Here is an 11,780-nt window from a genome sequence, read left to right on the forward strand (position 1 = left end):
TAAAAATGGCGAAATTAGCCAGTGATAACACAGCTATGAGTAACGATTTTTGCATCGAAATAATTACTATTGAAAGTAGCGACTAATAAGCGCTTTCACTTGATTTTAATGGCATCTAAATGCCCCTAAATCAACAAATTTGTGCTAAAATAGCTTCTTTTATTTAACATTAAAACTATCGCTAATTCTCACTAGTTTGAGAGGTTGCTAAGTCTTTTTTGATGGTCACTGGATTTATAATAGAACGGCGCTTTGGTGCCGTTCTTGTTGCCCATTATGGTTTAGATATGCCGATGCTAGAGAGTAGATGTGAGTGAGGGAGTGTATATGAGCGAATCGGTCAGTCCTATTGCCATTGTGGACGAATTAAAGCAGTCCTATTTGGATTATGCGATGAGCGTGATCGTCTCGCGCGCGCTGCCTGATGTGCGTGATGGGTTCAAACCTGTACACCGCCGCGTGATGTACGCGATGCATGTATTGTCCAATGACTACAATAAAGCCTATAAGAAGTCAGCACGTGTGGTCGGCGATGTCATTGGTAAATATCACCCGCACGGCGATAGTGCCGTCTATGATGCTATTGTGCGTATGGCGCAGGATTTTAGCTTGCGTTATCCAATGGTTGATGGTCAAGGTAACTTCGGCTCGATTGATGATGATCCACCGGCAGCGATGCGTTATACCGAAGTACGTATGACCAAGCTGACCCATCAGATGCTTGCCGACTTGGATAAAGATACCGTCGATTGGGAAGACAACTACGATGGCTCTGAGCGTATGCCAAGCGTGTTGCCTGCGCGTATTCCTAACTTATTGATTAACGGTGCCACTGGTATTGCCGTTGGTATGGCGACCAATATGGCGCCGCACAATCTGACAGAAGTGATTAATGCCTGCCTAGCTTATGCGGCGAACCCGCAAATATCTGCTGAAGAGCTGATGTCGTATATCTCCGGTCCTGACTTCCCAACGGGCGGTATTATCTACGGTCGCGCTGGTATCTTAGATGCTTATCGCACCGGTAAAGGTCGCTTACACGTACGTGGTCGTTATATCATCGAGCCGATGAGTGAAACCGGTGTCAACCGTGACCGTGAGCGCATTGTGTTTACCGAAGTACCTTATCAAACTAATAAAGCCAAGCTGATTGAGCGTATCGCAGAGCTGGTACGTGACAAGAAAATCGAAGGTATTACCGAGATTCGTGATGAGTCTGACAAAGACGGTATGCGTATTGCTATTGATTTACGTCGCGGTGAAACAGCTGAAGTTATAGTTAATAACTTATTCTTGCAAACGCCACTTGAGTCTAGCTTTAGTATCAATATGGTAGCGCTTGATAATGGTCAACCAAAACTATTAACCTTGCGTCAGCTGATTGCCGCATTTGTCCGCCATCGTCAAGAAGTCGTGACTCGTCGTACCATTTATGAGCTGAATAAAGCCCGTGTGCGTGGTCACTTGCTTGAAGGCTTAACGGTTGCACTGGCGAATATCGATGAGATTATTACGACGATTAAAGCCTCTGCAAATCGTGGCTTGGCTCGCGAAAACTTACTGAGCAACGTATGGGGATCAGGCAGTGTGGTTGCGATGTTGACCGCTGCGGGCAGCCAGTCAGTACGTCCTGACTTTATCGAGGGCGAAGATCCAAAAGCGCCCTTTGGTCTGATTAATAATCAAGAGAATTATCGCTTATCGCTTGAACAGGTCAATGCGATTTTAGACATGCAACTGCATCGCTTAACGGGTCTTGAGCAAGACAAACTCACCGAAGAATATCAAGACTTACTGCGTGAGATTGCAAATTTAGAATCTATTCTTGGCGATTTTGATAAGCTGATGACCATTATCTCAAACGAGATGATTGAAATTCGCGAAAACTTCGGTGATGAGCGGCGTACAGATATTATTGATTCACGTATGGACTTTAACCGTGAAGACCTTATTCCAGAGCAAACGGTCGTGATGACGGTATCGCGTACTGGCTATGCTAAGACGCAACCGATTGATGATTATGTCGCGCAAAAACGTGGCGGTAAAGGCAAGTCTGCGACGGCAATGAAAGAAGACGATGTGATTGATCACTTAGTCGTCACTTCAACGCACTCAACCGTATTATGCTTTACTGATACGGGTCGCGTCTTTAGTCTACGTGGTTTTGAAGTGCCGATTGCCAGTCGCGGTGCGCGTGGTCGTCCATTAGTCAATTTAATTGGCTTAAATCCTGATGAAACAGTTACAACGATATTGCCTATTCCGAAAATCGTAGAAGAGTTATCGGTAAAAGATGAGACATCGGTAGATGCCTTAATAGATAGCGATGACGATTTGTTAGATGACAGTACGCAAGCAGAGCCCCCATTTGTATTCTTTGCAACGGCTAATGGTACGGTGAAGCGCGTAGAGCTGAAACAGTTTGCCAATATTCGCTCGAATGGTTTGATTGCCGTTGGTTTGGAAGAAGGTGATAAATTGGTAAGCGCTCGCATCACTAACGGTAGCCAAGAAGTCATGCTATTTGCCTCAAGTGGTAAAGCCATTCGTTTTGATGAGAATGATGCGCGTGCGATGGGTCGTACGGCTAAAGGCGTCCGTGGTATGCGTCTGGCTACTGATGAATTTATCAAATCATTAGTGGTTATCGAAGATGATGTGCGCGAAATCCTGATCGCTTGTGAAAACGGTTTTGGCAAACGTACCTTTGTTGAAGAGTTTAATAAGCAAGGACGTGGCGGTGGCGGTGTGATCGCTATCAAAACGAGCGCGCGTAATGGTGAGTTGGTTCGTGCGACGAAAGTAAATCCTGAAGATGATATTATCTTAATCTCAGACAAAGGAACTTTAGTGCGTACGCCAGTTGAGCACGTTGCTAGCTCAGGTCGTAATACCCAAGGCGTGACTTTAATTCGTTTGTCAAAAGATGAGAAGCTGGTCGCTATGGCGTGTGTTGAGCACGAAGAAAACGATAATGAGCTGATTGATGCTATGAGAGAAGACGGAACGTTTGAAGTAGAAGGTCAAGCACAAAGAGATGTGGATGCTGCAACTGCTGATACTGACGTTAATGAATTGAATGACTCAGAAGCTATTGATGATGCCGATACTGATGCTGACATTGACGAATAATACTTTGATGAGTTAGCTTTTCGATCTAGTCTTTCATGTTCTGTTCTAGAAAAAGCCTCTGACGTTATCGTCGGAGGCTTTTGTTTTTTCTATTTATTAAGGCTGTTGTTATGCTTACGACCAACCAAACTTTCCAAGGCACTTTGGCATCAATCTCATCGAGTTTTTTGTTCGCCTTAATGTTCTTGTTCGGGCTATTTATGCTGCCATTAACCGGTACGCAGGTGGCTTCGTGGCGTGTATTGATGATGTTATTGAGCTTGGTGATATTGGTCAGTTTTACTAAGCAATGGCAGCACGTTTTTGAGTATTTAAAAACTCTAAAAACGCCAAAAGAATGGCTTATCTTTATCTTACCAACCCCTATTTTAGGTGGGCAGATTTGGTTGTTTATGTGGGGACCGGTCAATGGTTTTGGTCTTGATGTGACCTTGGGCTATTTTTTATTGCCGCTGGTAATGATAGTAATCGGGCGTTTCTTTTATCATGAGCATATGAGTAAATTGCAGTGGTCGGCAGCGATACTTGCGGCGCTCGGTATTGGTTATGATATTTGGCAATATGGCAGTATCTCTTGGGTGACTGCATTTGTGTGCTTGGGCTATCCACCGTATTATCTACTGCGTCGTAAACTTGCTGTACCGCCCATTACAGGGCTGTTATCAGATTTAACGTTATTAACACCTGTGGTTTTGATTATGCTGTATAGCAGTGGTGGCTTTAGTGTGGCGGCGCAAAACCCTAAGTTTTGGTATATATTACCTCTATTGGGCGCTTTTAGCTCGCTTGCCATGTCACTGACCATGGTTGCTAGTAGTAAACTGCCGGTATCATTATTTGGCGCACTCAGCTATGTAGAGCCTATGCTATTGTTTGTGCTATCCATCACTGTATTAAATCAGAGCTTGGATGAAGGGGGCTCGCTCTTTATGTACGGTATGATTACCTTGGCGTTATTTATCATGATTGCTGATAGTATCAAAGGTTATCTTATTCGCCGCCGCGACAATCATTTGCAAGGTTACCGAGAGCCGCAAATTGCAAGCTTCCCACCGCGTAGCCGTTTTATTAACTATCGTATCAAAGGAGTGTTAAGGGCACGCCGCTTCCGTAAAATTAGAAAACAACGACAGCATATAAATAAAATCACCCGTAAAATTGAAGCGTTAGATTCAAAGTAGCAATTAGAATAAGGGTAAATAACATCAGTCGATAAACGTAGTTTGGTAAGTCAAACTACTAAGTTATGTGGCTACATAGCAAAACTATAATTAAGATAATAACTGAGTTATCATTAATCGTTACTATTAACTTAAATCGGGTTATTTTATCTAGATAAACATTTATAATCTGTGCTATTAAATATTAAGAATCTACTAAATACTAAGAATTTCATATAAGGATAATCTATGTTACACCTTCATCATTTGGCAAATTCGCGCTCATTTCGTATATTATGGTTACTAGAAGAGCTAGGTATCGATTATCAATTTACCTGCTACCAGCGTAATAAAGCCTACCGTGCGCCTGACAGTTTAAAGCAAGTACACCCGCTTGGTCATGCACCGATGTTAGAGGTCGATGAGCGTGTGCTGATTGAGTCAGGCTTTATCATCGAATATCTACTAAAGCATTATGATAAAGAAAAGCAGTTTAAACCTGCTGATGATAATGAAGCGGCATGGGAAGCTTATACGTTTTGGCTACATTTTGCTGAAGCGTCAGTGATGCCCCTATTAGTGATGCGCTTGGTATTTACTAAGGTGGTTGAGCAATCGCCCATGCTCATCAAGCCTGTGAGTAAAAGTATTAGAAATCAAGTCGAAAAAACCATGATAAGCAATAGCTTGACTGTCATACTCGACATGATGGAGCAGCATCTACAAGACAATCATTGGTTTGCTGGAGCAGAATTTAGCGCCGCTGATATTCAGATGCACTTAGCAGTAGTGGGCGCCAATGCAGGCGCAGGTTTAGACAGTAGTAAATATAACAATATCTTAACTTGGCTGAAGCGCTGTGAAGAACGTGATGCCTTTAAGCGTGCCGAAGAAAAGGGCGGTCGTCTACAGTTTTAAGTGCTGCGCTTATTATTAAATATTGATTTCATATAACAATAAAAGGTTTTGTTTATTCATAGACAGAACCTTTTTTAGGATAAAAAATGACAGATTTGAACAAATCAAATAATGATAATATCGATAGCAACAATGCTAATAGTGCTGCTAAACATTCACTGAATGGGACTGATGGTCAGATGAATAGCCAGCAAGTATCTATTAAAGCATGGTCGCAAAAACTGCTAGTGGTTGTGCTATGTGTTGCCAGCTTTTATGGCGGCTGGAAGTCTTATGAATCCAATATGGTCAATGATTGTAATGCCAATGGCGGTCAGATGATTGAAGGTAAAAGAACGCTGATATGCCAGTTGTCATAACAGCCTGGAATCATGATAATCGGCAGAAATAAGCGATGCTAAAACTTACTTTTTTAGGTACCTCAGCAGGGGTGCCCACCAAGCAGCGTAATGTCACAGCATTAGCGATTGAATGCCTTAATCCTTATAGCTCAGGGAAAAATCAGCAGCAAAACAAGAAATCGCGTCCTTGGGTTTTAATTGATTGCGGTGAAGGCACGCAGCATCAGCTCTTACATACCAAGTTATCTTTAAATCAGCTACAAGCGATTTGCATTACCCATGTGCATGGTGATCATTGCTATGGTTTGCCAGGGCTGCTGGCAAGTGCGGCAATGTCAGGTCACCGTGAGCCGCTGACACTGATTGTGCCAAAAGCCATTGAGGTGCTGCTTGAAGCGATGACACTAACGACTGAACTATGCTTTCCATTTGTCATTAACTTTATGGCGATAGAAGAAGTGCTGGCTGAGCCAGATAACCACAATAAAATCAGCCTTGATTTAAGTAACGAGCATCAGCTAGGTATTGATATCACGGCGTTATCGCATCGGGTTGCCTCCTATGGTTTTGGTATTACCCAGATAATCAGTCGTCGCACGCTTAGCACAGACAAACTGACAGCAGATAATATCCCAGCTGGGGAGCTGTGGGGCAAGCTGCAACAAGGTCAGGATGTCACGACGGATGATGGTCGCAAGCTACGTTCAGTAAATTATACCGATAATGATAGACAGCACACACGGGTAGTGGTAGCGGGTGATAACGATACGCCGGAGCGCTTAAAAGCCGCAGTAGTCGGTGCGGATTTATTGGTGCATGAAGCCACTTATACCAGTGACGTCTTAGTGAAGATTCAGACCAAAAATCCAGACTTTGATCCGATGCATACTAGCGCGCAACTGCTAGGTCGATTTGCCGAAGATGTTGGTCTCAAAAATTTAATAATGACCCATTTTAGCGCTCGTTATCAGAGCTTTGATAATCCAAATAGCCGTATACGAAATATGTCACATATCCGTTTAGATGCCGAGAGCGTTTATACAGGTAACTTATGGCTAGCGCATGACTTTGCCCAATATCTGGTGAATGGAGCAGCAGAAGAGGTGAGTAATAATATAGACAATCGCGTGCAGTATTTAGGCTCTGCACGCGATCATTAAGCTCTGAGCACCGTCATAAAAAATGACTTATATAAATTATAAAGTTGGATTATCTTCAGCTACTAATTGGCTTTGTCCTATCCAGTAGCGGCTAAACTGATAGGCTACTCGACCAGAGCGTCCACCGCGCTCAGATGCCCAGCGTAATGCCGCCGCTCTGATATGAGTAGCTAGCTCATTAATATCACCTGTATTTTTACTTGCCGCATCGTTTGGACTATCATCATTCTTAGCATCGATATTTTGTTGAATAGATAAGTAATGGTGCACGATGTGTAAATAAGTGTTTTGATCCATGGGATGAAATGACAACCATAAACCAAAACGGTCAGATAAAGACACCGTTTCATCGATGGTCTCATAAGGATTCACCTCATCGGTTTGACCATTATAAATATTGACATTGTCTTTCATCAGCTGTGGTAGTAGATGGCGGCGGTTACTAGTCGCATAAACCAATAACTTGTCTTGCTCTGAATCAAGAGCACCATCAAGCACGCTTTTTAACGTTCTATAACTCTCATCTTGACCGTTAAACGCTAAGTCATCGCAGTACACCACATAACGGCAACCACAATCAGCGGGCAAGGCTTTAATCGCCTTACGTATTTTATCAAGCATTTTTAAATCATCACGGGCAATTTCAATAATGCGCAGACCTTCACTATGATAGGCTTGTAGCAATGCCCGAATCAGCGATGATTTACCCGCGCCGCGTGTCCCTGTCATCAATACATGGTTAGCAGGATAGCCTTTGAGGAACTGGCGCGTGTTTTGTACCAGTTTCGACTTTTGCGTATCGATACCATGTAAGTCATCTAAACTTAAAAATAAATTGACGGCTAAGGGCTCTAAATGTCCAGTTTGCCCACCGACCCAGCGATAAGCGAGCTGATCAGGGTCAATCTCGATAATTGGCGTGACGCGTTCTTGCAGGTATTGACTGAGTAAATCCAATAGAGGTGCGGGCATGGCGTAATGAGCAGCTGAATGAAACGGTTGCGACATAATGACTCTAATAGTTAAGGTGACGTTTAAATGAGGCGATGATAGTTTAATAGGGGCTTTACTGTATCATGAAAGACAACACTATAAAAAACAGTACCATGAAAAATAATGCCAGTAATCCGTCTATTATACAAGCGTTGCAAGCGCAAGCTCAGCAGCTATTACCAGTTATTACCCAGTCATTATTAGCAGAGAACTATAGAGAGATCATACATCAGCGACTCAGTCAGCAAAGTGGTGGTAGCGAACTTGACTATCAAGGTTTAACACGTGCCCAGCATCGGCGGTTTGGCCAGGTAATGATTAAATGGGCGCTGACTAATCATAATTTAGTTAGATGTCAGCAGAGTAATATCCTGAGTTTAAATCATGAAATAACGGTATTGAAGTTTTTGAATAGCATCCAGCAAAATCAGCCTTGTATTGACGCTATTGCACCATCAATATGGGCTCATCATTGCTTAGATATCCAGATATTAGAAGAAAATTGGCAATTAACTATTTTGACCATGCCTTATTATTGCAATCATAGTTTGGCAACTCAGCTTAAGCCTCAACAGCATTTATTATTGACGAATAGACAAAAACATCATTTTATTACAAAGTCGGCATCTCTTATTGCCCATCTGCATAAAGCTGGTTGGCTACATAATGACATTAAACCTAGTAATATTTTACTAGAAGACTCACTGCCAAATAATACGGATAATAGTGGTATCACATTTAACTTATTATTGACGGATTTTGCTTTGGCTAAGCATATTTATGCAGCTGAAACGTTCTATCATCCCGCAGGTACACCAGCCTATTTTGCACCTGAGCGCTGGCAAGGGCAGGGTGCGACAGTGCAAAGCGATATCTATGCATTTGGGGTTATGATGTATGAGCTATTAATGGGCGAACGACCATTTAAGATAAATATTAAAACTAGTGAGCCACTAAAAGATTGGGCGACTCAGCATTGCCAACAGCCTATACCAAAGTTACCCGAAGAATATAATCATTATCAACATATTATCGATAAAGCATTGGCAAAGCTGATGGAGACACGATATAAAAATATGGATGAGGTGTTGAGAGATTTAGAGTCATTGGGAAGTAGGTAAAGTGTATTACTGGTAGTCTTGATAGAGTGCTTCGACAGACTTATCATTAACAATGCTTTGACACTGAGAAAACTGAATATTGAATGTATCTCTCAATTCATTAACTTGATTGATATTCATTTTTTTAGTATTAGAGTAATAAGACTTAGCGCTAATAGCATAGAGGCTTAATGTGTTGAGCGCCTCATCGCATATCTTGAAAGGTGCAATCGTTGGTAGGCGATTCACGTTTACATTATCTATGATTCTATAGGTGTTGCTTATAGTGCTTGCTAGTAGTTTGGTATCTTGGTTAGCAACTGCGCTTTCCATACCTGTCTTTAGAGTGGTTAATTTTTCTAAAAGTATCTCTGCATCATGATGAAAGCCACTAAATTTATCTAAGCTCATCATAATTTTAGTATTTAAGTCTGCACCGGCTTCTGCTGAAATGTCAGCTGACATATTGGGTTTATACAGGCTGCGAAGCCCGACAAGACCACCTGCTAATATTACCAGTAAACCTATCGTTAGCCAAAATCCTTTATTCATTGTTTTGAACTCGTCATTTTATGTCTCTGATAGATGGTTTAATTTGCTCTAAGGGTAGCATTGTCAATGCTGAGACTATAGTCAAAAAATCCTAAAAACGCTACGGTATTGCTGATATCAATTTTTTGTAGCCTCTGTCTGCGCAGGCACAGCAAGCAAGAAAAATTGATATCAGTCATGTATGATGTATCGATATTACTTTTCACTGACTATATTTTAAATTTATAAGTATTTCACATAAATCTTAAACACAAAAAAACCTGCTCAAAGGCAGGTTTTAATATTTGATCTAAGATGTACTATCCGAAAATGGTGGGGCTGGAGAGACTCGAACTCTCACACCTTGCGGCGCCAGAACCTAAATCTGGTGCGTCTACCAATTCCGCCACAGCCCCATTTTCGTTACTCTATCATCAAAAGTATTTAAACTCAAATACCATCTAGATAAACAACTGATTCGGTAGTGCGTCTCAGTGGTTGGCTATTATATAGAGTTTGCGAAGTTTGGCAACCCCTATTTGCAATTATTTAGCGATTATTTTTACTAAAAGTGATAAATTGCTGATATTAAAAGGATTTGTTTCTCATTTTATTGCTTTTAATTACATTTTTTTTATCATTCTGATGAAGATGTATCTAATTGCTGCAGTTTTCTGGTTAATGTATTGCGGCCCCAGCCAAGGAGATTTGCTGCTGCTATCTTTTTACCGCCACTATGCTTGAGTGCGGCTGTCAGCAATACCTGTTCAAACTCAAGCGTCGCCGTATGCAAAATATCTGTTTCGCCTCTCTTTAAGGATTGCTCAGCCCATATAGCTAATGCTTGCTGCCAACTTGGACTGCCTGCAATGTTATAAATATGGTTATCATTGTTTTGTTGTTGGCTGCTTTGCTGTTGGTTGATCTGGGTAATTTCTAGCTCAGATAGAGTTTGTTGTTGATACGCTTCTATACTGGCAGAGGTATTTTCGAGAAATTCTGGCGGCAAATCATCAACCATTACCGTATCCCCAGTTGTCATCACTGTCAACCATAAGCACACATTTTCAAGTTGACGGACATTACCACGCCATTCAAAAGACTGCATAATCTGCAGTGCTGTAGTATGAAGCTGCTTTGGTGTGGTATTCATTTGTGTAGCAGCACGCTGCATAAAATAAGTCGCTAACGCTGGAATATCCTCGTACCGTGTTCGTAGTGGTGGCAATGGTAGGCGGATGACATTAAGACGATAAAATAAATCCTCACGGAACTTGCCTTGTTTGACCAATTCTTCTAGATTTTGATGAGTGGCGGCAATGGTACGCACATTCACCTTAACGGGTTGCTGCCCACCCACGCGATAAAACTCCCCATTCGCTAGCACCCGTAGCAGCCGTGTTTGGGTGCTAAATGGCATATCACCGATTTCATCCAAAAATAGCGTACCGCCATCCGCTTGCTCAAATCGACCTTGGCGTGAGGTTGTTGCGCCAGTGAATGCACCTTTTTCATGACCAAACAGCTCGGATTCAATTAAATCATGTGGAATGGCTGCCATATTAAGGGCAATAAATGGCTGTTGTCGACGCGGTGAATGCTGATGCAAGGCACTGGCAACCAGCTCTTTACCTGTGCCAGATTCACCAGTAATTAAAACAGTAATAGGTGAGTGCGCAAGCCTACCAATGGCACGAAACACCGTTTGCATGGCTTGTGATTGACCAATGATGCCGCTGGGGTTGTTATTAGCACGGGTTTTACTTTGGAGACTTTCTTTATTTTTTGGGGCTTTATTAGGCTTGCTTGCAATATTGGCTTTGCTAGCAGCCTTGATTAGTGGTTGAGTATTACTATCTAATTTTGAATCAGTATTAAGTGCTATATCATTTATTGTCTTGGTGTCAGTCTCGATTGAATGATTGGCTATTATCATATTAGGCTGATAATTAATGGCTTTATAAATCGTAGTAACCGCATTATCTAAGTCAAAGGGCTTAGCTAGATATTCAAAAGCCCCTGTCTGATAGCTGTTAATAGCAGAAGTGAGGTCTGAATGCGCCGTCATAATCACAATTGGCAATTTAGGAAAATACTGATGCACCCAGTCACTAAAAGATAGACCATCCATCATCGGCATACGAATATCGGTCAATATCACATCTGGTAATTGGTCGACTGACTCGCGCTGTTGTAAGATATCGTTAAGGCGTGTCCATGCCGCTTGTGCTTGGGTAAAGCTAATAACATTTAAGCCTGCGTCTTCAAAAGTATCTGCCAATACCAAACGTAGTGCTGCATCATCGTCAATGAGCCATAAGGTAGCAGGCTGACTATCAGGATTGTTATTGACCGTGACTATTGGCATTTGCTCATTGCTTATAAGCGGTTGGGGATCATGATACTGAGTCATATATTTAGCCTAATAAGCAGTGAGAAGGATAG

General features: G+C 42.0%; 9 protein-coding genes and 1 tRNA gene. 6 read left to right on the top strand and 4 right to left on the bottom strand.

Annotated elements, in window-relative coordinates:
* Window positions 1-327: 327 nt before the first annotated feature.
* The 5 genes from gyrA to ACMHKH_RS07280 all read left to right on the top strand — a co-directional run bounded on the left by gyrA (window position 328) and on the right by ACMHKH_RS07280 (window position 6,711).
* Entirely contained in the window at window positions 328-3,132 is a 2,805-nt protein-coding gene (gyrA, locus tag ACMHKH_RS07260; RefSeq protein ID WP_413519974.1) for a DNA gyrase subunit A, read from the top strand.
* Between the two features lie 110 nt (window positions 3,133-3,242).
* On the top strand, window positions 3,243-4,313 hold the full coding sequence (gene rarD / locus ACMHKH_RS07265; RefSeq protein ID WP_413519975.1) for an EamA family transporter RarD: 1,071 nt from the start codon (window positions 3,243-3,245) through the stop codon (window positions 4,311-4,313).
* Window positions 4,314-4,541: 228 nt separating this feature from the next.
* Window positions 4,542-5,210: a glutathione S-transferase gene (locus tag ACMHKH_RS07270; protein WP_413519976.1), complete on the top strand. Its 669-nt coding sequence runs from the start codon at window positions 4,542-4,544 to the stop codon at window positions 5,208-5,210.
* 86 nt (window positions 5,211-5,296) lie between these two features.
* Complete coding sequence (locus ACMHKH_RS07275) at window positions 5,297-5,569, top strand: hypothetical protein (RefSeq protein WP_413519977.1); 273 nt, start codon at window positions 5,297-5,299, stop codon at window positions 5,567-5,569.
* A gap of 35 nt (window positions 5,570-5,604) precedes the next feature.
* Entirely contained in the window at window positions 5,605-6,711 is a 1,107-nt protein-coding gene (locus ACMHKH_RS07280; protein WP_413519978.1) for a ribonuclease Z, read from the top strand.
* A gap of 36 nt (window positions 6,712-6,747) precedes the next feature.
* Here ACMHKH_RS07280 and ACMHKH_RS07285 read toward each other — a convergent pair whose 3' ends face one another.
* A complete protein-coding gene (locus tag ACMHKH_RS07285) occupies window positions 6,748-7,719 on the bottom strand; it encodes an ATP-binding protein (RefSeq protein ID WP_413519979.1) in 972 nt (323 codons plus the stop codon).
* Window positions 7,720-7,787: 68 nt separating this feature from the next.
* On the opposite strand from ACMHKH_RS07285, the gene ACMHKH_RS07290 reads away from it, so the two are divergent.
* A complete protein-coding gene (locus tag ACMHKH_RS07290; protein ID WP_413519980.1) occupies window positions 7,788-8,825 on the top strand; it encodes a serine/threonine-protein kinase in 1,038 nt (345 codons plus the stop codon).
* Window positions 8,826-8,831: 6 nt separating this feature from the next.
* On the opposite strand, the gene ACMHKH_RS07295 is transcribed toward ACMHKH_RS07290, so the two are convergent.
* The 3 genes from ACMHKH_RS07295 to ACMHKH_RS07305 form a co-directional block, all read right to left on the bottom strand.
* Window positions 8,832-9,356, bottom strand: coding sequence for a hypothetical protein (locus tag ACMHKH_RS07295; protein ID WP_413519981.1), 525 nt, complete (start codon window positions 9,354-9,356; stop codon window positions 8,832-8,834).
* 310 nt (window positions 9,357-9,666) lie between these two features.
* Window positions 9,667-9,751, bottom strand: a tRNA-Leu gene (locus ACMHKH_RS07300).
* 221 nt (window positions 9,752-9,972) lie between these two features.
* Complete coding sequence (locus tag ACMHKH_RS07305) at window positions 9,973-11,748, bottom strand: sigma 54-interacting transcriptional regulator (protein WP_413519982.1); 1,776 nt, start codon at window positions 11,746-11,748, stop codon at window positions 9,973-9,975.
* Window positions 11,749-11,780 lie beyond the last annotated feature (32 nt).

The sequence above is a fragment of the Psychrobacter glacincola genome (assembly GCF_965118485.1).
GTDB classification, from domain to species: domain Bacteria; phylum Pseudomonadota; class Gammaproteobacteria; order Pseudomonadales; family Moraxellaceae; genus Psychrobacter; species Psychrobacter glacincola_D.

Excerpts from the sequence above, each read along its gene's own strand:
- ACMHKH_RS07290 (WP_413519980.1), top strand. The coding sequence starts at position 7,788 with ATGAAAGACAACACTATAAAAAACAGTACCATGAAAAATAATGCCAGT.
- rarD (WP_413519975.1), top strand. The coding sequence starts at position 3,243 with ATGCTTACGACCAACCAAACTTTCCAAGGCACTTTGGCATCAATCTCA.
- ACMHKH_RS07285 (WP_413519979.1), bottom strand. The coding sequence starts at position 7,719 with ATGTCGCAACCGTTTCATTCAGCTGCTCATTACGCCATGCCCGCACCT.
- ACMHKH_RS07270 (WP_413519976.1), top strand. The coding sequence starts at position 4,542 with ATGTTACACCTTCATCATTTGGCAAATTCGCGCTCATTTCGTATATTA.
- ACMHKH_RS07305 (WP_413519982.1), bottom strand. The coding sequence starts at position 11,748 with ATGACTCAGTATCATGATCCCCAACCGCTTATAAGCAATGAGCAAATG.
- ACMHKH_RS07280 (WP_413519978.1), top strand. The coding sequence starts at position 5,605 with ATGCTAAAACTTACTTTTTTAGGTACCTCAGCAGGGGTGCCCACCAAG.
- ACMHKH_RS07275 (WP_413519977.1), top strand. The coding sequence starts at position 5,297 with ATGACAGATTTGAACAAATCAAATAATGATAATATCGATAGCAACAAT.
- ACMHKH_RS07295 (WP_413519981.1), bottom strand. The coding sequence starts at position 9,356 with ATGAATAAAGGATTTTGGCTAACGATAGGTTTACTGGTAATATTAGCA.
- gyrA (WP_413519974.1), top strand. The coding sequence starts at position 328 with ATGAGCGAATCGGTCAGTCCTATTGCCATTGTGGACGAATTAAAGCAG.